Source organism: Sphingomonas sp. CFBP 13714, assembly GCF_014842205.1.
GTDB classification, from domain to species: domain Bacteria; phylum Pseudomonadota; class Alphaproteobacteria; order Sphingomonadales; family Sphingomonadaceae; genus Sphingomonas; species Sphingomonas aerolata.
In genome coordinates this window covers 101047-121938 of sequence record NZ_JACYVG010000006.1, presented here as the reverse complement: position 1 = coordinate 121938, position 20892 = coordinate 101047, and the positions used below count along the sequence as shown (strand labels likewise).

At 67.6% G+C, this 20892-nt stretch carries 18 protein-coding genes; 13 read left to right on the top strand and 5 right to left on the bottom strand.

Annotation, left to right across the window (positions count from 1 at the left end):
- Positions 1-27: 27 nt before the first annotated feature.
- Both astD and IFT54_RS14560 read right to left on the bottom strand, forming a co-directional pair.
- Entirely contained in the window at positions 28-1440 is a 1413-nt protein-coding gene (astD, locus tag IFT54_RS14565) for a succinylglutamate-semialdehyde dehydrogenase (protein WP_031441361.1), read from the bottom strand.
- A gap of 69 nt (positions 1441-1509) precedes the next feature.
- Complete coding sequence (locus IFT54_RS14560; RefSeq protein ID WP_192071189.1) at positions 1510-2889, bottom strand: protein adenylyltransferase SelO family protein; 1380 nt, start codon at positions 2887-2889, stop codon at positions 1510-1512.
- A 37-nt stretch (positions 2890-2926) separates the two neighbouring features.
- On the opposite strand from IFT54_RS14560, the gene IFT54_RS14555 reads away from it, so the two are divergent.
- From IFT54_RS14555 to IFT54_RS14545, 3 genes are all read left to right on the top strand, one after another.
- On the top strand, positions 2927-3808 hold the full coding sequence (locus tag IFT54_RS14555; RefSeq protein WP_166745964.1) for an alpha/beta fold hydrolase: 882 nt from the start codon (positions 2927-2929) through the stop codon (positions 3806-3808).
- A gap of 62 nt (positions 3809-3870) precedes the next feature.
- Positions 3871-4629 carry an SDR family oxidoreductase gene (locus tag IFT54_RS14550; protein WP_192071188.1) on the top strand — a complete coding sequence of 253 codons (759 nt, stop codon included), beginning with the start codon at positions 3871-3873 and terminating at the stop codon, positions 4627-4629.
- Between the two features lie 135 nt (positions 4630-4764).
- Complete coding sequence (locus tag IFT54_RS14545; RefSeq protein WP_192071187.1) at positions 4765-5880, top strand: glycoside hydrolase family 130 protein; 1116 nt, start codon at positions 4765-4767, stop codon at positions 5878-5880.
- Between the two features lie 35 nt (positions 5881-5915).
- Here IFT54_RS14545 and IFT54_RS14540 read toward each other — a convergent pair whose 3' ends face one another.
- A complete protein-coding gene (locus tag IFT54_RS14540) occupies positions 5916-6161 on the bottom strand; it encodes a hypothetical protein (protein WP_192071186.1) in 246 nt (81 codons plus the stop codon).
- Between the two features lie 100 nt (positions 6162-6261).
- On the opposite strand from IFT54_RS14540, the gene IFT54_RS14535 reads away from it, so the two are divergent.
- The 4 genes from IFT54_RS14535 to IFT54_RS14520 all read left to right on the top strand — a co-directional run bounded on the left by IFT54_RS14535 (position 6262) and on the right by IFT54_RS14520 (position 9894).
- Complete coding sequence (locus tag IFT54_RS14535; protein WP_192071185.1) at positions 6262-7398, top strand: glycosyltransferase family 4 protein; 1137 nt, start codon at positions 6262-6264, stop codon at positions 7396-7398.
- A gap of 68 nt (positions 7399-7466) precedes the next feature.
- Entirely contained in the window at positions 7467-8870 is a 1404-nt protein-coding gene (locus IFT54_RS14530; RefSeq protein WP_031441354.1) for an NAD(P)H-dependent flavin oxidoreductase, read from the top strand.
- 26 nt (positions 8871-8896) lie between these two features.
- Entirely contained in the window at positions 8897-9523 is a 627-nt protein-coding gene (locus IFT54_RS14525) for a LysE family translocator (protein WP_031441353.1), read from the top strand.
- A gap of 122 nt (positions 9524-9645) precedes the next feature.
- Positions 9646-9894 (top strand): hypothetical protein, encoded by a 249-nt coding sequence (locus tag IFT54_RS14520; protein ID WP_197975206.1) that lies wholly within the window; start codon positions 9646-9648, stop codon positions 9892-9894.
- Between the two features lie 47 nt (positions 9895-9941).
- Here the strand turns inward: IFT54_RS14520 and IFT54_RS14515 are convergent, their stop codons facing one another.
- Both IFT54_RS14515 and IFT54_RS14510 read right to left on the bottom strand, forming a co-directional pair.
- Positions 9942-10133, bottom strand: a complete 192-nt coding sequence (locus IFT54_RS14515) for a hypothetical protein (protein ID WP_031395371.1) — start codon at positions 10131-10133, stop codon at positions 9942-9944.
- A 91-nt stretch (positions 10134-10224) separates the two neighbouring features.
- Positions 10225-11247: a 2-hydroxyacid dehydrogenase gene (locus IFT54_RS14510; protein WP_192071184.1), complete on the bottom strand. Its 1023-nt coding sequence runs from the start codon at positions 11245-11247 to the stop codon at positions 10225-10227.
- 162 nt (positions 11248-11409) lie between these two features.
- On the opposite strand from IFT54_RS14510, the gene IFT54_RS14505 reads away from it, so the two are divergent.
- From IFT54_RS14505 to IFT54_RS14480, 6 genes are all read left to right on the top strand, one after another.
- Positions 11410-11901, top strand: a complete 492-nt coding sequence (locus tag IFT54_RS14505; RefSeq protein ID WP_183936260.1) for an SH3 domain-containing protein — start codon at positions 11410-11412, stop codon at positions 11899-11901.
- A 32-nt stretch (positions 11902-11933) separates the two neighbouring features.
- Positions 11934-12401 carry a GNAT family N-acetyltransferase gene (locus IFT54_RS14500; protein WP_192071183.1) on the top strand — a complete coding sequence of 156 codons (468 nt, stop codon included), beginning with the start codon at positions 11934-11936 and terminating at the stop codon, positions 12399-12401.
- Between the two features lie 75 nt (positions 12402-12476).
- Positions 12477-13250, top strand: coding sequence for a prepilin peptidase (locus IFT54_RS14495; RefSeq protein ID WP_244649057.1), 774 nt, complete (start codon positions 12477-12479; stop codon positions 13248-13250).
- Entirely contained in the window at positions 13247-13690 is a 444-nt protein-coding gene (locus IFT54_RS14490) for a hypothetical protein (protein WP_052380969.1), read from the top strand. Before IFT54_RS14495 ends, IFT54_RS14490 begins: the two co-directional genes overlap by 4 nt.
- Before the next feature lie 100 nt (positions 13691-13790).
- Complete coding sequence (locus IFT54_RS14485; protein WP_342354839.1) at positions 13791-15962, top strand: autotransporter assembly complex protein TamA; 2172 nt, start codon at positions 13791-13793, stop codon at positions 15960-15962.
- Positions 15962-20218, top strand: a complete 4257-nt coding sequence (locus IFT54_RS14480; protein WP_192071182.1) for a translocation/assembly module TamB domain-containing protein — start codon at positions 15962-15964, stop codon at positions 20216-20218. The genes IFT54_RS14485 and IFT54_RS14480 overlap by 1 nt, the downstream gene beginning before the upstream one ends.
- Positions 20219-20892 lie beyond the last annotated feature (674 nt).

Genomic DNA, 20892 nt, shown 5'->3' with positions numbered 1-20892 from the left:
GTGCAGCTTTGGGAGCCGCTACCCGCCTCAGCCGTCGCGCAGGCCGATGCCGATGCTCGCCCGCGCGCTTTCGGATTCGCTGCTGACGACCGGATAGGCGCAATAGTCGGCGGCGTAATAGGCGCTGGGGCGGTGGTTGCCCGACCAGCCGACGCCGCCGAATGGCGCGCCCGACGAGGCGCCGTTGGTGGGCTTGTTCCAGTTGACGATCCCGGCGCGGATATTTGCCCAGAACCGGTCGTAGAGCGCGGGCGTCTGGCTGATCAGCGCGGCGGACAGGCCATAGCGGGTGTTGTTCGCCTCTGCGATCGCGGCGTCGAAATCATCGGTGCGGAAGACCTGCAGGATCGGGCCGAACAGCTCGAGATCGGGCCGCTCCGCCATGTCGGTAACGTCGATCATCGCCGGGCGGAGGAAGGGCAGCGTATCGACCGGGCGTTCGAGATGCCGGATCGGCCGGCCGCCGCGCATCAGCAGCTCGAGAAAGCTTTCGGTCAGCTGGTCCGCCGCCTGATTGTCGATCACCGGGCCCATGAAGGGCGCCGGGTTCGCATGTGGCTCGTCGACGATGATCCGCGCGATCATCCGCTCGATCGTGTCGAGCAGCGGCTGGGCAAGCCGTTCCTGGACGATCAGCCGGCGCGCGGCGGTGCAGCGCTGGCCGGCGGTGGTGAAGGCGGACTGGACGACGAGCACCGCCGCGGTGTGCAGGTCCGGCGTGTCCCAGACCATGATCGGGTTGTTGCCGCCCATTTCGAGCGCGAGGATCTTCTCGGGCTTCTCGGCAAAGGCGCGGTTGAGCGCGAGGCCGGTCTGGGCCGAACCGGTGAAGAGCAGGCCGTCGATATCGGGATGCGCGGCCAGCGCCTTGCCCTCCGCCGGGCCGCCGACGAGCAACCGGATGCAATCCTCGGGCACCCCGGCGGCGCGGTAGCATTCGACGAGGAACGCGCCCGATGCCGGGGTCTTTTCGGACGGTTTGAAGACGACCGCGTTGCCGGCGATCAGCGCGGGGACGATGTGGCCATTCGGCAGGTGTGCCGGGAAGTTATAGGGGCCGAGCACCGCGAGCACGCCGTGCGGCTTGTGGCGCAGCGCGACGCGGCTGTTCATCGGCGCCTCCATCCGGCGCTGCGCGGTGCGTTCGGCATAGGCGCTGACCGAGATGTCGACCTTGGCGATCACCGTCTCGACCTCGCCGCGCGCCTCCCAGATCGGCTTGCCCGTCTCGCGCGCGATCAGGTCGGTGAACGCGTCGTTGCGCTGGCGGACGACATTGGCGAACCGGCGCATCGTCTCGATCCGGAACGCGAGCGGCTTGGACGCCCAGCCGGCCCAGCCCGACCGCGCGGTCGCCACTTCAGTATCGACATCCCCGATCGGGTGACGCCACAACAGCGTACCGGTTGCGGGTTCGTAGGAGAGGATCTCATCGGCCATATCGGGCTCTTGCCCCAATTTTAGAAGAGTTTCCACCACCCGCCGCACCGTCGGCCGCGGCACCCGCGATCAGGCGAGCGCCTCGCCCATCGCCCGGATCGCGGCGACCTTCGCGGTAAGACCGCTCCAGTCGTCGGCGTCGGCGATCGGCGCCCAGATCGATTCCACCTCGTCGATAAGCAGGCTGCACGGCATGCCCGACCAATAGGGATGGCTGCGATCCTTGCGCGCGGCATAGCCGCCGAGCGCGGCGCGGACCTCGTCCCATTCGGGACCGTAGGCCGCGGGAAGCTCGCCGCCGAACGCATCGAAGAAGAACCGGTCGATACCCGCCCCGCTGGTCCGCAGCGCACGTTCGGTCGCCTGGACAAGCGCGCGGTCGCTGTCGGGATCGCGCGGGCGGACGCCCAACCGCCACAGGATCGCCGCGCCCACTTCGGTCTGATAGGCGGGGCCGAAACCGTCGAGCGCGGCGATCAGCGGATGGCTCTCGGCGATCGTGCGAAGCGACACCGCGAGCTGCATCACGTCCCAGTGGATCGCCTCGGGCTGGCGACCAAAGGCGTACAGCCCCTGATGATCGAAATAGGCGGCGGTGAAGCCCGGGTCCCAGGTCGGCGCGAACCGCCACGGGCCATAGTCGAAACTTTCGCCGGTGACGTTGATGTTGTCCGAATTGAGCACGCCGTGGACGAAGCCCGCGGCCATGTAGCGCGCCGCGAGCCGCGCAGTCCGCGCGACGACGAGCGCGAGGAGGCGGACCGGATCGTCGCCTTCCCCGTTCCCGTCCTCGTCGACCAGGTTGCGCAATGTATAGCCGACTAGCCGGCGCAGGGCGTCGTCGTCGCGATGATAGGCGAGGCGCTGGAAGGTGCCGATCCGGACATGGCTGTGGCTGAGCCGGACCATGACCGCGGAGCGGGTCGGGCTCGGCTCGTCGCCGCGCTGCAGATCTTCGCCCGTCTCGATAAGCGATAGCGTGCGCGAGGTCGGTACGTTCAGCGCCTCGAGCATCTCGGTCGCGAGGATCTCGCGCACGCCGCCTTTCAGGGTGAGCCGGCCATCGCCCGCGCGGCTCCACGGCGTCTGCCCCGACCCCTTGGTGCCGAGATCCATCAGGCGGTCGCGATCGTCGCGCATCTGGGCAAAGGTGAAGCCGCGCCCGTCACCCAGATCGGGATTGTAGTTGCGGAACTGATGACCGTGATAGCGCAAGGCGAGCGGGCCGGGCAGGGTGTCCGGCAAGGGCGCGAACCGGCCGAAATGCCGGGTCCATTCGTCGTCGTCGAGCGTCGCCAGGCCGACCTGCGCGGCGGCGCGATCGTTGCGGAAGCGGAGCTGGGTGCGCGGGAAATCGGCCGCCGCGACCGGATCGAAGAACGGGTCGCCCAGGTCGAGCAAGGTGGTTTCGGGGCGATAGGCGGGGAAGGCTTGCGGGTCGATGGGCATGCGGCGATATGGTGGCCGCTACCCGAAGGACGCAACCATGGCCGCTTACGAAAACCTCTATTGGTGGTCCAGGGACGGGCTGCGGCTGCACGCACGCGACTATCCGGGCGGCGGCGATGGCCGTCCGCCGATCCTGTGCCTGCCCGGGCTGACGCGCAACGCGCGCGATTTCGATGCGCTGGCGGCGCGGCTGGCGGGACGCTGGCGGCTGATCGCGATCGATTTCCGCGGGCGCGGCGAGAGCGCCTATGCCAAGGATCCGATGTCCTATGTCCCGCTGACCTATGTGCAGGATGTCGAGGCGTTGCTGGCCGAGCACGGCATCGACCGGTTTGTCGCGTTCGGGACGTCGCTTGGCGGGATCGTCACGATGCTGATGGCGGGGCCGGCGCGCGGGCGAATCGCAGCCGCGCTGCTCAACGATGTCGGCCCCGAGATCGACGCGCAGGGCCTGTCGCGGATCCGCGGCTATGTCGGCAAGGCGAGCGTCTTTCCGACCTGGATGCACGCTGCACGCTGCGTGTCGGAGAGCAATGCCGACGTCTATCCGGACTGGACGATCGAGGACTGGCTGGCGATGGCCAAGCGCATCTACCGGCTGAACAGCTCGGGCCGGATCGTGCTCGATTACGACCTGAAGATCGCCGAACCGTTCCGCGTGCCGGGCAGCGAGGCCGGGCCGGACATGTGGCAGGCGCTGGCAGGCCTGCGCGAGATCCCGACGCTGATCGTGCGGGGTGGCCGGTCCGACCTGTTGTCCGCCGCGATCGCGGATCGGATGGTCGCATCGCTCGACCGCGCGACGCTCGTCACCGTGCCCGGGGTCGGTCATGCCCCGACGCTGAGCGAGCCGATCGTCCAGGCGCCGATCGACGACCTGCTGGCGCAGGTGCTTGAGGGGGATGCTGTCCGCGCCTAGGGGACGGGGACGAGGCGTCGCATCTGTGCCTCGTCCCGCCTGCTCGATGACCGGAACAGCTTATGACCGCACCCCCCGACCTTCATGTGAATCATCGCTCCCTTGAGGGTCGACGCGCGATCATCACGGGGGGGACGACGGGGATCGGCCGGGCGATCGCGGTGCTGCTCGCGGCGGGGGGCGCCAAAGTCTATATCTGCGGTCACGATGCGGGTCATCTCGAGGACGCGCTCGTCTGCATCCGCGAGGTCGGCGAAGGTGACGGGATGGTCACCGAGCTTGCCGATCCGGACAAGGTCCGCGCCTTTTTCGATGCGGGCGAGGCGTATCTGGGCGGGTTCGACATCACCGTCATCAACGCCTCGATCGCCGCGGGCGGGCTGACGCAGATGGACGAGGACGCGCTGCGCTACGCGATCGCGGTCAATTTCACCGCCTATCTGCTCAGCGCGCATCATGCCGCGCACCGGATGACGCCGATCGGCGACCTGGTCCTGATCGGTTCGCTCAGCGCGCATATCCTCGGGCCGAGCTCGACCGTCTATGCGGGCATCAAATCGGGTATCGCCGGTTTCGCCGAGGCGTTGCGTCGCGAGCTGGGGCCCAAGGGGATCCGGGTGTCGCTGATCGAGCCCGGCAAGGTCGGCTCGAACATGCAATATCCCGACGTGCCCGACGAAAAGCAGCGGGAAATGATCGCGGCGGAGCAGATGCTGCGCGGCGAGGACATCGCTGCGGGCGTCGAGTTCTTGCTGACGCAGCCGACACGCAGTGTGATCCAGCAGCTCGTCATCGTGCCCCGCGCGTTGGAGGGGGAATAGCGACACCGCTCACCCGTCCCGTTCGTGCTGAGCGAAGTCGAAGCACCCGCGCTGAGGGCATACGCTTCGACTTCGCTCAGGGCGAACGGGGGAGGGGGCGGGGCGTCCAGACAACCAGAATTTTAGGAGAATAGCATGTTCGATCAGCTCGTCTTCACCCCTGCGGACATCGACCTGTCGCGCTCGCCGCTGGCGGGCAAGGTCGGGGCCGAGACCTATGTGCTCGGCGCCTTCAATCCGGGGATGACGCGGCTGGCGAACGGCAATCTGCTGCTGATGGTACGCGTGGCCGAGGCGTTGCGCGAGCCGGTCAAGGGCGGCAACGTCCATGCGATCCGCTGGCAGGACGGCGCCTATCTGCGTGATGCGTGGCCGTTGCAGATGGTCGACACCAAGGATCCGCGCAAATTCCTGATCCCCGGCGGCGGATGGAAGGTGATGGCGCTGACCTCGCTGTCCTGGCTGCTGCCGGTCGAGCTCGACGCCGAGGGCCGTTCGGTCGTCGCGGTCCATTACGACAGGGCGATCGCGCCGCGCACGCCCTATCAATGCTACGGCGTCGAGGATGCCCGCATCTCGAAGGTCGGCGACCGCTATCTGATGACGACCTGTTCGGTCAGTCCGGAACGGCATTCGACCACGCTTTATTCCTCCGCCAACGCGCTCGACTGGCAGCTCGAGGGGATCGTGCTCGATCACCAGAACAAGGACATGCTGATCTTCGAAGGGCTGATCGGCGGGCAATATTGGGCGCAGACCCGGCCGCTCGGCGACCTGTATTTCGCCTATCCGCCGGGCAGCGAATGGCGCGCCGGGCCGTCGATCAACCTGTCGCGCTCGCCCGACGCGCTCCACTGGAAGCCGCACGACAAGCCCGGCATCCGCCCGCACGCCGCCACGATCTCGACCGCGCGGATGGGCGGGGGGACGCCACCGATCCTGACCGATCGCGGCTGGCTGAGCCTGTGGCACGGCGTCGAGCCGTCGGGCGTGGTCGGCATCTACCGCACCTATTGGTCGATCCTAGACAAGGACGACCCGTCGATCACGATCGCGACCCAGCACGCGCCGCTGCTCGAGGCGAACCCCGCGCTGACCGAACCGCTGAAGGACCAGATGTACGTCGACAATGTCGTCTTCACGACGGGCATTGCGGACGCGGGCGACTTCTACGTGGTCGCGAGCGGCGAGGCGGATCTGGCGTGCCGGATCACGCACATCGCGAAGACTGCGTTCGACCCGCCCGCCTGATGCGGTTCGTGGCGTATTTTGGTGGGGAGCGGGCCTTACCTCTTCAGGGCTGACACAAGACTGGTGAAAGCATCTACGTTCGCTTTCTGATGCGAAAGCACCCCGGCAGTAATATCCTGCGTAGTACCATCCGGCATGACAAGCTGTGCCTTCACTCCGCCGTTACTGAAGAGATCGACCTGTCGCAGAGATTCTTCGCGCTGCTCGTTCGCCCATTCGATCAAGTCATCCAGTGTTTTCACCGTCCGCCCCCCTCCGTTGTCGGCATCATAGCACGGCATGAAATTATGCTTCTAGTGTCCGCAAGTGGGCGCAACCGGACAGCGATCTGGCGTGCCTGCTCCCTTGAAACCCCGGCGAGAAATCGGCATCGCGTCGGGCATGGCCGCACCCGTCAACATCCTGCATCTCCACTCCTCGTTCGACCTCGGCGGGAAGGAGGCTCGAGCGGTGCGGTTGATGAATGCGTTCGGCGATCGCGCCAAGCACACCATCGTGTCGGGCGTGGCCGATGCGCTGGGCGCGCAGGCGTCGATCGCCAAGGGGATCCGCTACGAGATCGCGCAGAACCCGCCGCCGCTGACGGGCAAGCCGTCGGTCGCGCGCTACGAGGCGATCGCGCAATATATGCGGCGGTTCGACCTGGTGCTGAGCTATAACTGGGGGGCGATCGACGGGGCGATGGCGCGGCGCGCGTTCGGCAAGGGCGCGCCGCCGCTGGTTCATCACGAGGACGGGTTCAACGCCGACGAGGCGGGTGGGCTGAAGATCGAGCGCAACATCTATCGCCGCCTCGCGCTGGGCGCGGCGCATGCGCTGGCGGTCCCGTCCGAGGTGCTCGAGGCGATCGCGCTGAAGACCTGGAAGCAGCCGCGCGAGCGGGTGCACCGGATCGTGAACGGCATCGGCACCGCCTATTACGCGCAAAAGCCCGAACCCAAGGCGATCCCGGGGTTCGTGCCGAAGGCGAAGGAGGTCGTCATCGGCGCGCTGGCGGGTCTGCGCGAGGTGAAGGACCTGACCGCACTGGTGCGTGCGGTCGGCGGCGTGTCGGGGCGGGTGCGGCTGGTGATCGTCGGCGAGGGGCCCGAGCGCGCGCGGATCGCGCAGGCGGCGGCGGCGATGGGGATGGCCGACACGCTTGTCCTGCCGGGATTTCTCGATCGGCCGTATCGGTTTATCGGGCATTTCGACATCCTCGCTGTGTCGTCGCGCAGCGAGCAGTTTCCGATCTCGGTGGTCGAGGCGATGGCGGCCGGTCTGCCGATCGCGAGCTATCCGGTCGGCGACGTCGCGCGGATGGTCGCGCCCGAAAACCTGCCGTTCATCACCGAAGCGCCGAGCGAGGTGCGGCTGCGCGATGCGCTGCAGGCGCTGGTCGCGGATCCCGCGCTGCGCGCGTCGATCGGGGCGGCGAATCAGCGGCGGGCGCGGGCCGAATTCGACGAATCGGTGATGATCGCGCGCTACCGTGCGCTGTACGAAGAGGCGCTCGGCAGACCCGGCGCGCTAACCTAGGTCTTAATTTGCTCGCACGCTGCGTCCTTGCGATATAGGGGGCCGTATTTTCCGGGAGAGGTGACGTCGTGTTCAAGGGCCTGAAGCCTATCGTCTATAACGGTCGCGAAGTGTGGCCGCTGGTGGAAGGCGGCAAGGGAGTCGCGGCGACCAACCATGCGTCGGCCGGAGCCTGGGCCGCCGCGGGTGGCATCGGCACGGTTTCCGCCGTGAATGCCGATAGTTACGATCCAGAGGGCAAGATCATCCCGCAGGTCTATGCCGCGCTGACGCGGCGTGACCGGCACGAGGAGCTCGTCCAGTATGCGATCGACGGTGCGGTCCAGCAGGTCGAGCGCGCTTATGAGATCGCCGACGGCAAGGGCGCGATCAACATCAACGTGCTGTGGGAAATGGGCGGCGCGCAGCGGATCCTGCACGGCGTGCTCGAGCGGACGCGCGGCAAGGTGGCGGGCGTCACCTGTGGCGCGGGCATGCCCTACAAGCTCAGCGAGATCACCGCGTCCTACGGCGTCAGCTACCTGCCGATCGTCAGTTCGGGGCGGGCGTTCCGTGCGCTGTGGAAGCGCGCCTATTCGAAGGCGGCGCAGTGGCTCGCCGCGGTCGTGTACGAGGATCCGTGGCTTGCGGGCGGGCATAACGGCCTGTCGAATGCCGAGGATCCGCTGAAGCCGCAGGATCCCTATCCGCGGGTGAAGGAACTGCGCGACGTGATGCGCGAGGGCGGGATTTCGGACGACGTGCCGATCGTGATGGCGGGCGGCGTCTGGTACCTGCGCGACTGGAACGACTGGATCGACAATCCCGAGCTCGGCACGATCGCGTTCCAGTTCGGCACCCGCCCGCTGCTGACGCGCGAAAGCCCGATCCCGCAGGGGTGGAAGGACGCGCTGACGAAGATCGAGGAAGGCGATGTGCTGCTGCATAAATTCTCGCCGACCGGTTTCTATTCCTCGGCGGTGCGCAACCCGTTCCTGCGCAGCCTCGAGGCGCGGTCCGAGCGCCAGATCGCGTTTTCGACGCAGGAGGCGGGCGACCACATCTTCCAGCTCGACGTCGGCGTTAAGGGCAAGAATTTCTGGGTGACGCGCAACGACCTGCTGCGCGCACGCCAGTGGTTCGGCGAAGGCTTCACCGACGCGCTCAAGACCCCGGACAACACGCTGGTCTTCGTCGGTCCGGAAGAAAAGGGCATGATCCGCAAGGATCAGGCGGATTGCATGGGCTGCCTGTCGCAATGCTCCTTCTCGAGCTGGGCGGATACCGAGACCAACTCGACGGGGCGGCTCGCCGACCCGCGCAGCTTCTGCATCCAGAAGACGCTGCAGGATATCGCGCATGGCGGCGACATCGACCAGAACCTGATGTTCGCAGGTCATGCGGCGTATAACTTCAAGAAGGACCCGTTCTATTCCAACGGGTTCGTGCCGAGCGTCGGGCAGCTGGTCGATCGGATCCTGACCGGCGACTGAGTCGGTCAGGGTAGGGGGGCAAAGGCATGACGCTGCATGCGTGGACGGTGTTCCTGGTCGCGGTGATCCTGTTGTGCGGAACGCCGGGGCCGAACATGCTGCACGTCATGACGCGCAGCATGACCTTCGGCGCGCGGCGCAGCCTGGCGGCGATGGCGGGGTGCCTGACTGCGCTGGTCCTCGTCCTCGCCGCATCGGCGGCGGGGGTCGCGGCTTTGCTGACCGCCTGGCCGCGGGTGTTCGATGCGCTGCGTTATGCCGGTGTCGCCTATCTGATCGTGCTGGGGATCAAGGCGTGGCGCGGTGCGGGCGGGCCGGTCGATCTGGGCGCCGACACGCTGCCGCGCACGATGTCGGCCGCACGGCTGTTCCGCGGCGGGTTCGTGATCGGCATCAGCAATCCCAAGCTGCTGCTGTTCGCCGCCGCCTTCCTGCCGCAGTTCGTCAACCGCGCCGCGCCGCAGGGGCCGCAGTTCGCGATCCTGGTCGTCACCTTCGCGGTGGTCGAAAGCCTTTGGTATGCGGTCTATGCGATGAGCGGGCGGACGCTGGCGCGGCATCTGACGCGACCGGCATTGCGGCGCGCGTTCGACCGGGCGACGGGGGCGGTGTTCGTCGGCTTCGGGCTCGCACTGCTCGGAACGCGCGTCTGACGCGGCGGCCGAGGTTGCCGATCGGCGGGATAGCGCGCATACCGGGCGCATTGCGGCGCTTCATTCGGGCAAGCCACGACTGAGAGACGTATCGCGCTCCCGCTCCCTGCCGGGATTATCAGATGACCACCACGCCCAGCGCCGATGTTGCGCCCATTTCGCGTGCGATGAACGTACGCGTCACCGAGGCCCAGGCCGTCGCGATGTGCGCCAAGCACAAGGCCGAGATCAGCGCGATAGAATCGCTGCCGTCGGGGGGGACACGGATTGTCCTGATGAACATTGCGGATGCCGCGACCGTCGCCAAGGCGTTCGGGTCGAAGGTCCTGACGGGCACCGTCCAGCGGACCGGCTGGATCCGCGCACGGTGATTTGAGGGGCGACGCGCGGACCTTCAAGCCCGCGCGCGCCAGACGTTTCAGTCAGCGACCGTGCCGACCACCGCACCGCCGGCACCACCGACCGCTGCGCCCTTTTCGACACTACCGCCCGTCGCCGCGGCGACACCCGCACCGCCCGCAGCACCAATGCCTGCGCCCTTGAGCGTCGAACACGCGCTCATCGACACGGCGGACGCGATCAGCAGCGCGGAAACAGCAATCTTCTTCATGGGATACTCCTCTTTCTCTCCGGGGGTATCCAACAAATGCCGCACTGCGGAATCGGTTCCGGGCACAGGCGCGGGGACGGGTGAGGGACAGTCAGGCCCAGCCTTCGAGCACTTGATCGGGCGGGCGGTGGCCATCGGCCCACATCCGGATGTTCTGGATCACCTTCTCGCCTGTCGCGATCCGCCCCTCGAACGTCGCCGATCCCATGTGCGGGAGCATCACGACGTTATCGAGCGCGAGCAGCCGCGGATCGATCTGCGGCTCGTGGCGCCAGACATCGAGCCCGGCACCGGCGAGCCGGCCCGCCTCGAGCGCGTCGACCAGCGCGGTCTCGTCGACCACGCCGCCGCGCGAGGCGTTGATGAGGAAGACGTGCGGGCGCATCAGCGCGATCCGGCGCGCGTCGATCATGTCCCGGCTGTCGGCGTTGAGCGGGGTGTGGATCGTGACGATGTCGACCGCGCCGAGCAGGTCGTCGAGCGAGGGGTGCCACGTCGCCCCGAGCGCCTGTTCGAGCGCGACGGGGAGGCGGCGGCGATTGTGATAGTGGATCGAGAGGCCGAATGCGGCGGCGCGGCGCGCGACCGCCTGTCCGATCCGGCCCATCCCGACGATGCCGAGTGCCTTGCCGCCGATCCGGTGGCCGAGCATCCCGCCGGGGCTCCAGCCGGTCCATGCGCCCGAACGAACGAGCTTCTCGCCCTCGGCCAGCCGCCGCGGCACCGACAGGATCAGCGCCATCGTCATGTCCGCAGTGTCTTCGGTCAGCACCCCCGGCGTGTTGGTGACGATGATCCCGCGCGCCCGCGCCGCCTTCAGGTCGATATGGTTCACGCCCGCGCCGTAATTGGCGATCAGGCGAAGGCGATCGCCCGCGCCTGCGATCAGCGCGGCGTCGATATCGTCGGTCACAGTCGGGACCAGTACGTCGCAATCGGCCATCGCGGCGGCCAGCTGGTCGCGGCTGAGCTTGGCATCGCCGTGGTTGTTGGTCGTGTCGAACAGCGCCGCCATACGGTCCATGACCGCATCGGCGAGTTCGCGCGTGACGATCACCTTGGGGTTGGGGCTGCGCCGGGTGTCGGGCCAGCTATCGGGGCGTAGATCGGGCATGACTGTGGCTTGGCGAACGTCATCCACGGCGTCAACGATGGAGCGGCAAAACCGCGCTGCCATCCGTGGAACGGCGGCGCGCGCGCTTAGCAGTTGAAACCGCCGCCGCGGTGGCGATAGAGCTTGGCCGGACACGAACCGCGTCGGCAACAGGACATCAGCATGCGCATTCTCGCCTTCGGGCTCGCCGCCCTCGTCACGGCGGCGCTGGGCACCGAGCCTGCCGCCGCCGCGGATCCGGTGCGCAAGCTTCCTTATTATGCCTCGATCTCGGCGGGGCGCGCGCGGTTGCGGACCGGCCCGGCCCGCGCCTATCCCGCCAGCTGGCTGTATCAGCGTGCCGACCTGCCGGTGCGCGTGATCGCGATCCACAAGGAATGGCGCAAGATCGCCGATCCCGACGGCACCGAAGGCTGGATGCAGGCCAATCTGATGAGTAGCACGCGCACCGCGATCGTACGCGGCACGACCCCGATCGCGATCCTCGACCGCCCGAGCGAAAGCGGACGACTGCAGTGGCGCGCGGCCCCGGGCGTCGTCGGCCGGTTGAGCCAGTGCGGCAATGGCTGGTGCAAGATGGACATCAAGGGGCAGGCCGGTTTCGTGCGCGTCGACGCGCTGTGGGGAATCGATGCGGACGAAGCGCTGCCCTGAGCGATGACGCGCCGTCGCACCCGGATCGCGTCATGCGGATAGAGCGCGACGATCTGACGCGCGACGCGGTCGTCGATCTGGTCGCGCTGCACCAGCGCGCCGCGCATGCCAATTCGCCGCCGGACTGTGTCTTTGCCCTCGACCTCGCCGGGCTGCGCGATCCGTCGGTGGTGGTGTGGTCGGCCTGGGACGGGGCGGGGGGCGATTCGGCGCTGCTTGGGATCGTCGCGGTGAAGCCGCTCGACGCGGGGCATTGCGAGCTGAAATCGATGCGGACGCATCCCGACCATGTGCGCCGCGGCGTCGGCGCGGCGCTGCTGGAGCATGCGACCCGTCATGCCAGAGACATGGGCGCGACGCGGATCAGCCTCGAGACCGGGGGCAACGCTGCCTATGCCGCGGCGCGCGCGCTCTACGAACGCGCGGGCTTTGTCCGCTGTAAGCGGTTCGGATCTTATCCGCCCTCGCGGTTCAGCCGATATTACACGCTGGATCTCTGACGGCGGCAGCGCTCGCCGGGATCGGGGCGCGCGCATCGGCTTGACGGCGCGGGACGTGCCCGGCACGCGCGGCGGATGATTGACGCCATGTCCGTGCCGAGCCCGATGATCGCCGCGGCGGCGCTGGGCGTGCTCGGTGCGATCGTCGGCAGCTTCATCGCCGCGCTGGTGATTCGCTGGCCGCAGGACCGGTCGGTCGTTCGCGGGCGGTCGGCGTGCGATGCGTGCGGGCGGGCGCTGACCGCGATCGATCTCGTCCCGCTGGTCAGTGCACTGCTGCTGCGCGGCCGGTGTCGGTCTTGCGGTGCGCAGATCGATCCGTTGCACTGGCGGATCGAGGCGTGCGGGCTGGCGATCGGTATCGCCGCGGGGCTCGTCGCGCCGGGGCAGGCTGCCTTGTGGGGCGCGGTCTTCGGCTGGCTGTTGCTGGCACTCGCAGCGCTCGACCTCGTCGCCTTCTGGCTGCCCGACCGTCTGACCCTCTTGCTCGCGCTCGGCGGTGCGGCGGGCGGTGTTGCCGGACTGGCGCCCGGGGGACTTGACCGTCTGATCGGCGGGGTCGCGGGGTTCGCCCTGCTCTGGACGATCGCGGCAGGTTATCGCCGGATCCGCGGACATGACGGGATGGGCGGCGGCGATCCCAAGCTGTTCGGTGCGATCGGGCTGTGGCTCGGCTGGCAGATGCTGCCCGCCGTGTTGCTGATCGCCAGCATGGTCGGGCTCGGCGCGGTGCTGACGATGCGCGTCGGCGGCAAACCCGTGACCGGGCAGACCGCGATGCCGTTCGGCGCATTGCTGGCGATCGCGGCTTATCCGGCCTGGCTCTTCATGATAGCGTCGGGCGGATGATGCTATTGCTTATCGCCGCGGCCGTGCAGGCCGCCACGCCCGCCAAGACGGTGCCCGGCGACACCACCAAGGCTCCCGCGACGCTCGGTCCGATCGGCAAGCAGGCGATGCCCGCACGGGGATGCGCGGCGTATCTCTGGTCGACGGGCGACCGAGCGCTGGTGGCGATGGCGACCGCCGACTCGGCGCGGTTGCGTCTCGCGGTCGACGGCAAGCCGGTCGATTATGCGCGAGTCGACGAGGCCGGGCCGGGTGGCTACGGCTTTGCCGGGGTCACGACCTATCGCGGTGGCGACCTGACCGTCGCGCTCGACATGACGATCGTCACGCGCGAGGATCTGGCGTCCGGCGCGATGGTACCCAATGCGACGCTACGGCTTGAGCGGCCGGGACGCGACACCATCGTCCTTCCGGTGGCCGGTATGATCGGCTGCGTGTGAATCGCCGGATGACGGAAACCAACCCAAGTTTCGTGCGTTGCGAGGGATTAACGGGGATGAATCGAACGCGGTCGCCCTTCGAAAGGGGATCGTGTTTCCTGTGACGAGTTCGACAAGACGGCACTATTGGCTCGCGATCGCTCTGGCGGCGAGTGTGGCCGCTCCCGGCGAAGCCCAGCTGGCAAAGCCCGGTACCGCGCCCGCCAAGGGACCGGATGCACCCACGGCCGAGCAGCGATCCGACACCGGCGTGGCCGATCCGAAGGGCAACGCCCCGATCGTTCCCGACGCGGAATTCAACCAGGCGCTGCCGCCGCTTTCGAACGACATCAACGCACCGCTCGAGCCGATGGCGAGCGAAACCACGCCCGTGACACCCGCGACGGATGTGACCTCCGCGACAACCGCGACGGGCGCCGTATTGCCCCCCATCGGTCCCGAAGATCCCCAGCTGGTCGTGCCGCTTCCCGCACTCGCGAGCTACGACACGGCACCGCTGGCGACTGCTGCGGACATCAAGGACAAGGATGCGCCCGAGATCCGCTATGATGCGGAGATCAAGGGTCTGGCGGATGCGGGCGACGGGCTCGAAGCGCGCTACAAGGCGCTGTCCGCGCTAAAGGGCGGCGGCAAGGCGGCGAACACGACGCAGGTTTCGGCGCGCGCGAAGGAAGACGAGGCGCTGGTCGTCCGGCTGCTGAAGTCGCTCGGCTATTATGACGCGACCGCAGTCTCGACGATCGAAACCGTGCCCGACAAGCCCGGCCGCCTGAAGGCAATCGTCAGCGCGCAGCCGGGGCGGCTCTACACGCTCGGCTCGATCGACGTGAAGACCGCGCAGACCATTCCGCCGGATCTGGTGCGCAGCCAGTTGCCGCTGAAGGTCGGCGATCCGATCCAGGCGGACCGGATCCAGGGGGCGGAGGCCAATGTCTCGATGATGTTGCCGCAGATGGGCTATCCCTTCGTCAATGTCGGCGAGCGCGACATCCTGCTCGACGACGAGGCGCAGGTCCCGACCGGTGCCTATACGCTGCCCGTCGATACGGGTCCGCGCGCCTCGTTCGGGCAGTTGCGCACCGAAGGCGATGCGGTGTTCGACATCGAGCATCTGAACGTCTTTCCGCGGTTCGAGGCGGGGCAGCTCTACGACAACCGGATGACCGACGACCTGCGCGACGCGCTGGTCGCGACGAGCCTGTTCCAGAGCGTCTCGGTGGTGCCGCAGCGGACCGGCCGAACCAACCCCGACGGGACCGAGCAGGTCGACCTGCTGATCCGGCAGGAAAGGGGCCCGGCGCGCACGCTAGGCGGCAATGTCGGCTTCTCGACGGGGCAGGGCTTCCGCGCCGAGGGGACCTGGCAGCATCGCAACCTGTTCCCCTATGAGGGTGGTCTGCTCGCGTCGGTGATCGCGGGGACGCAGGAACAGGGGCTTGCGGGCACGTTCCGCCGCGCCAATGCCGGGCGCCGCGACCGCACCTTCAGCCTGACGGCGGGGGCCAATCATTCGAACTACGACGCCTATGAGGCGTTCACGACGAGCGTCGGCATCCGCTGGAGCTATGATTCGACCCCGATCTGGCAGAAGCCGATTACCTATTACTACGGCGGCGAGCTCGTCGGCACGAACGAGAGCGTGTATGATTTCGCTCGTGGCGAGAACGTCCGACGCACCTACGGCATCGTCGCGCTGCCCGGGCAGCTGTTGTTCGACCGCTCCGACAGCCTGCTGAACCCGACCAAGGGCTTCCGTCTGCGTTTGAACGCCAGCCCCGAAACATCGGTGCAGGGCTCGGTCAAACCCTATGTCCGCGCGATGGTTGAAGGGACCTTCTACTATCCCGTGTCGAGCAGCATCGTGATCGCCGGTCGCGCCAAGGCGGGGACGATCCAGGGCGTCGCGCGCGACGATCTGGCACCCTCGCGGCGCTATTATGGCGGCGGCGGCGGATCGGTCCGCGGCTATGGCTATCAGCGGCTCGGACCATTCGATCCCAATGGCGACCCGGTCGGCGGGCGCTCGCTCAACGAGTTCGCGCTCGAGGCGCGCTACCGGTTCGGTGATTTCGGCATCGTGCCGTTCATCGACGCGGGCAACAGCTATGAGAGCAGCACGCCGAACCTGTCGAGCCTGCGCTACGGCGCGGGTATCGGCGGTCGCTTCTACACCAGCTTCGGTCCGATGCGCATCGACGTCGCGACACCGCTGAACCCACGCGAGGGCGACGGCAAGGTCGCGCTCTACATCTCGATCGGGCAGGCATTCTGATGGCCGAAAACGGCGCACCCCCTGCCGACCAGGGACCTATCGATCAGGCTGACGACAGCGTCGTAGCCCGGCGGCCGCTGTGGCAGCGGATCCTCAAGGGGATCGCGATCCTGATCGTGGCGCTGATCGCCCTCGTGCTGATCGTGCTGTTCGGGATCAACACCGATCCCGGTCGCCGCCTCGTCGCGGATCAGATTGGTGGCTACACGACCGCGTCCGGCCTCAACATCAAGGTCGGGCGGATCGACGGATCGATCTACGGCGCGATGACGCTCAGCGATGTTCGCGTGTCGGACCCGACCGGCGTGTTCCTCACCAGCCCGAAGCTGCGCGTCGACTGGCGCCCGTTCGCCTTTGCCAGCAACCATGTCGATGTCCGGTCACTGACCACGCCGCTCGTCACGCTGCAACGGCGTCCGGTGCTCAAGGCAACCCCGACCGATCCCAACGCGCCGCTGCTGCCCGATCTCGATATCGACGTGAACCGGCTGGTGATCGACCGGTTCGTGATCGGCAAGCCGGTGACGGGCCAGACGCATATCCTCAAGATCGACGGCGCGGTCCATATCGCCGACAAGCGCGCGCAGCTGACGACCAACGCCGCCGCGCTGACCGGCCCCGGCATTGCCGGCGGTGACCGCCTCATCCTCAAGCTCGACGCGGTGCCCGAACAGAACAAGCTCGACGTCAACGTCAAGCTGACCGCGCCCGTTGGGGGCGTGGTCGCGACGATGGGGTCGCTCAAGGCACCGTTGACCGCGACGGTGGACGGCCGCGGAAGCTGGGCCGCCTGGCGCGGCCGTGCGGTCGCGACGCTGGGCGGCGGCGAGCTCGCCAATCTCGGCCTGACCGCGAAGAACGGCCATATCGAGGTTCGCGGCGCAACCCGCCCCGGCCTGTATCTCGAAGGACCGGTCGAGCGCCTGACCGCGCCACAGCTCGACGTGTCGATCGACACGACGCTCAACGACCGCAAGGCCGACACGCGCATGACGCTGAAGTCGGACGCGCTCGCGGTCGATGCCGGTGGCCTGATCGATCTCGCCAACAGCCGGTTCGCCAATTTCGCGGTCAATGCCAAGCTTCTGACCCCGGGGGCGATCCTGCCCAATCTGCGCGGTCGCGATGTCACCGCGCGCGTCGTCCTCGACGGGGCGTTCGCGACCCCGACGGTCGACTACAAGGTCCGGGCCGCGACGATCGCCTTCGGCGACATGGGTGTCGAGAACCTCTATGCCGAGGGTCTCGCGCGCGTGAATGCCGACCGCATCCTCCTGCCGATCAAGGCGCGCGCACGTCGCGTGACCGGGCTCAATGCGGCGGTTGGCGGTCTTGCGACCAACGTCGCGATCGACGGGGACTTCGCGATCTCCGGCGTCAACGTCCTGTCGGACAATCTCAAGATCCGTTCGGACAAGATCGACGCGACCGCGGTTGTCGTCGCCAACATGTCGACCGGACGCTACACCGGCGCGCTCAAGGGGCGGGTCAACAACTACCGCGTCGACGGGATCGGCATCGTCAACCTGACGACCGATGCAAAGCTGGTACCGGGCCCCAATGGCGGATTCGGCATCACCGGCCGCGTCGTCGCGCAGACCGCGCAGATCTTCAACGAAGGCGCGCGCAGCTTCCTCGGCGGCAACGCGATCGTCCGGTCGGACATCGGGTACAGTCCCGAGGGGATCGTGACTTTCCGCAACCTGCGGATGAACGCGCCGCAATTCCGCGTGACGCGCGGCGAGGGGCGATTCGATCCGGCCACCGGCGCGGTTCTCGTCAACGCGGATGCCTATTCGACCGTCTACGGGCCGCTGTCGGCGCGGGTCACGGGTAGTGCGACGGCGCCGGTCGTCGTTCTGCGCGCACCGCGGCCGGGCGTCGGCGTCGGGCTGGTCAACCTCCAGGCGCGGGTGGTCGGGCGAAACGGGGCCTATGCCGTCGTCGCGAGCGGCGGCACCGATTACGGCCCCTTCACCGCTGATGTGCTGGTCACGCCGGGCACGCAGCTGGCGGTCGACGTGCGCCGTGCGGTCTTCGCGGGCATCGTTGCACGCGGCCGGATCGTGCAGAGTGCGGCAGGGCCGTTCGCCGGTGCGCTGCAGTTCGCGGGGCAGGGGCTGGCGGGCAATGTCCGTCTCGCCAACCAGGGCGGGTATCAGCGCGCCGATGTCGCCGCGCGGGCCTATGGCGCGAAGATTCCGGGGATGGTCGATTTCACGATCGGCCGCGCGATCGTCGATGCCAGCGCGGTGCTGTATCCCAAGGCGCCCGAAGTGATCGCCGACGTCCAGATCGCCGACATGCGCTACGGCGAGGTCGTGTTGTCCGCCGCACGTGCGAAGGTGAATTACGTCGGCGGGAAGGGCACGGCCCAGGCACTGGCGACCGGGTCGAGCGGCGTGCCATTCCGCCTCGCGATGAATGCGAAGCTGAGCCCCGATAACTATCTGGTCGCGCTCAAGGGCCAGGCGAACGGGATCGACTTCCGCACCGCCAATCCCGCGCGGATCGAGGCGACGCAGGGCGTCTATCGTCTTTCGCCGACCCGGATCGACTTTGGTCAGGGGACCGCGGCCGGCGCAGCGCGTCTTGCCGGCAGCTATGGCCGCGGGTTGAACGCACAGGCGCGGCTCGACAAGCTCGACCTGTCGGTGCTGAGCGCGCTGATGCCGAACCTCGGGATCGGCGGCACCGCAACGGGCAGCCTCGACTTCGCCCAGGCCAACAGCACCGCGGTGCCGACGGCGAACGTCCGTGCGACGGTGAGCAACTTCACCCGCACGGGAATCGCGGCGGTGTCCGATGCGGTCGACATCGTCTTCGCCGGCACGCTCAATGCCGATGGCGGGACCGGCCGCGCGCTGGTCCGGCGCGGGCCGACGGTGGTGGGGCGCATGGTCGCCAATCTCCGGCCGCTGGGCGCTGGCGCGTCCTGGTCGGAACGACTGATGGCGGCACCGCTGTCGGGTGGCATCCGGTATAACGGGCCATCGGCAGTGCTGTTCAGCCTGGCCGCGCTGCCCAACCAGCAGCTGTCCGGGCCGATCGCGATCGCGGCGGACTTCTCCGGGCGTGTCCAGGCCCCGCGTCTGAACGGCATCGTACGGGCCGATTCGCTGACCTATGACAATGAGGTCTACGGCACGCGGCTGTCGCAGATGGCGATCAACGCGCGGTTCAACAACGACCGGCTTGAACTGACGCAGCTGCGGGCCCGTGCCGGCAATGGCAGCGTCCAGGCCCAGGGCAGTGTCGGGCTTGCCGCGGACAGCGGCTTCCCGATCGATCTGCGCGCGACGCTCGACAATGCACAGCTCGCCAAGAGCGACGCGCTCAGTGCGACGACGACCGGGTCGGTGCGGTTCACCTATGGCCGCGATGGCGGACTGCTCAAGGGTGACCTGCAGATCCCGGAGGCGCGTTACGAGATCATCCGCCAGGGTCAGGCGGAGGTTGCCGAGCTGACCGGTATCCGCCGCAAGAGCGAGATACGGCCGGCGCTGCCGACCGATCGTCCCGCGCGGCCCGCGCCGCCGAGCCTGATCAAGCTCGACCTCCGGGTGCGGGCGCCAAACCAGCTGTTCGTGTCCGGCATGGGTCTCGAATCGGAATGGGAGATGGACATGCGGATCACCGGCACGTCGACCGCGCCGGTCGTCACCGGTGGGCTCGACATCGTCCGCGGGACCTATTCGTTCGCGGGCAAGCGGTTCGAGGTCAATCGCGGCACGATCCGCTTCCGTGGTGGGGCGCTGACCGATCCGGACATCAACATCCAGGCGACGACGACCACGAACAACATCACCGTCGTGATCAACGTCACGGGCACTGGCCAGCGGCCGCAGATCGCCTTCACCTCGACCCCGGCGCTGCCGCAGGACGAGGTGCTGAGCCGGCTGTTGTTCGGGACCAACCCCGAGAATCTCTCGGCGACCGAGGCGATCCAGCTGGCGTCTGCGCTCAATTCGCTGCGCGGGTCGGGTGGCGGTCTGAATCCGCTCGGCAAGCTGCGTTCGGCGACCGGCTTCGATCGTCTGCGCGTCCTTGGCGCGGACGAGGCCAGCGGGCGTGGCACCAGCCTTGCGGCAGGCAAGTACCTGACCGACAACATCTATGTGGAGATCGTCACCGACGCGAAGGGCTTCACCTCGACCCAGCTCGAGATTGCCCTGACCAAGGCGCTCAGCCTGCTCTCGTCGGCCGGCGCGCAGGGCGGGACCAACGCCAGCGTGAAATACTCCAAGGACTATTGATCGCCTCATCCCGTGGCGGCGCGGATCGCGCCCGCCACGGGATCTTCCCAGACGCGAGACGCGGCGCGTAAAGCTCGCCGCGCGATCCTCGCAGCCAGACACAGGTCTGCCCGATTGCGGACGCGGGCGCGCTACGCCGATCCCTATACTGTGTTGCTGGTTTTGCAGGCAGGCTGCTTCGGCCTGCGCCCTGGCGCTGATGCGCTGCCCATCTTGTCTGTATGGTGAAGCCGGGCGGCGTCATGCGCGCGCTGCAGCGGTAGCGACCGGTCACATATCCAGACGGCCATGGGGTTGGCCCGTCGGCGTCTACCCGTCGGCTTCAGGCCATAACGGGTCTTAAAACACTATAGTTGAATGGCATTCAAAGTGGCCCGGCGCCAATGGAAGCTTGCCCGCGATACGCGGGTTTTTCCAAAAACGCCGGGCCGGCACCTGTTTACCAGGGGCGCATGTGGTCGCCGTAGATGAGCGAAAGAATGAGCTTCAGCACTTTTTTCTCCCTTGTTCACGTCCGTTAGGACGCAAGGGGAAGTTAACCGGGCGTTAACTTGAATTCAACATGGTTTATTAATCGTTAACCACGTTTACGTGCCAGCATGGGAGGCTTAACGCTATCTTCAGTATCGGCAGCTAGCGTTTAGGGATGATCGACCTCTCGCATATTCCTTTCG

Bases quoted from the DNA above. Each gene is read 5' to 3' on its own strand.
- astD (WP_031441361.1), bottom strand. From the start codon at position 1,440: ATGGCCGATGAGATCCTCTCCTACGAACCCGCAACCGGTACGCTGTTG.
- IFT54_RS14560 (WP_192071189.1), bottom strand. From the start codon at position 2,889: ATGCCCATCGACCCGCAAGCCTTCCCCGCCTATCGCCCCGAAACCACC.
- IFT54_RS14555 (WP_166745964.1), top strand. From the start codon at position 2,927: ATGGCCGCTTACGAAAACCTCTATTGGTGGTCCAGGGACGGGCTGCGG.
- IFT54_RS14550 (WP_192071188.1), top strand. From the start codon at position 3,871: ATGACCGCACCCCCCGACCTTCATGTGAATCATCGCTCCCTTGAGGGT.
- IFT54_RS14545 (WP_192071187.1), top strand. From the start codon at position 4,765: ATGTTCGATCAGCTCGTCTTCACCCCTGCGGACATCGACCTGTCGCGC.
- IFT54_RS14540 (WP_192071186.1), bottom strand. From the start codon at position 6,161: ATGCCGTGCTATGATGCCGACAACGGAGGGGGGCGGACGGTGAAAACA.
- IFT54_RS14535 (WP_192071185.1), top strand. From the start codon at position 6,262: ATGGCCGCACCCGTCAACATCCTGCATCTCCACTCCTCGTTCGACCTC.
- IFT54_RS14525 (WP_031441353.1), top strand. From the start codon at position 8,897: ATGACGCTGCATGCGTGGACGGTGTTCCTGGTCGCGGTGATCCTGTTG.
- IFT54_RS14520 (WP_197975206.1), top strand. From the start codon at position 9,646: ATGACCACCACGCCCAGCGCCGATGTTGCGCCCATTTCGCGTGCGATG.
- IFT54_RS14515 (WP_031395371.1), bottom strand. From the start codon at position 10,133: ATGAAGAAGATTGCTGTTTCCGCGCTGCTGATCGCGTCCGCCGTGTCG.
- IFT54_RS14510 (WP_192071184.1), bottom strand. From the start codon at position 11,247: ATGCCCGATCTACGCCCCGATAGCTGGCCCGACACCCGGCGCAGCCCC.
- IFT54_RS14505 (WP_183936260.1), top strand. From the start codon at position 11,410: ATGCGCATTCTCGCCTTCGGGCTCGCCGCCCTCGTCACGGCGGCGCTG.
- IFT54_RS14500 (WP_192071183.1), top strand. From the start codon at position 11,934: ATGCGGATAGAGCGCGACGATCTGACGCGCGACGCGGTCGTCGATCTG.
- IFT54_RS14495 (WP_244649057.1), top strand. From the start codon at position 12,477: ATGATTGACGCCATGTCCGTGCCGAGCCCGATGATCGCCGCGGCGGCG.
- IFT54_RS14490 (WP_052380969.1), top strand. From the start codon at position 13,247: ATGATGCTATTGCTTATCGCCGCGGCCGTGCAGGCCGCCACGCCCGCC.
- IFT54_RS14480 (WP_192071182.1), top strand. From the start codon at position 15,962: ATGGCCGAAAACGGCGCACCCCCTGCCGACCAGGGACCTATCGATCAG.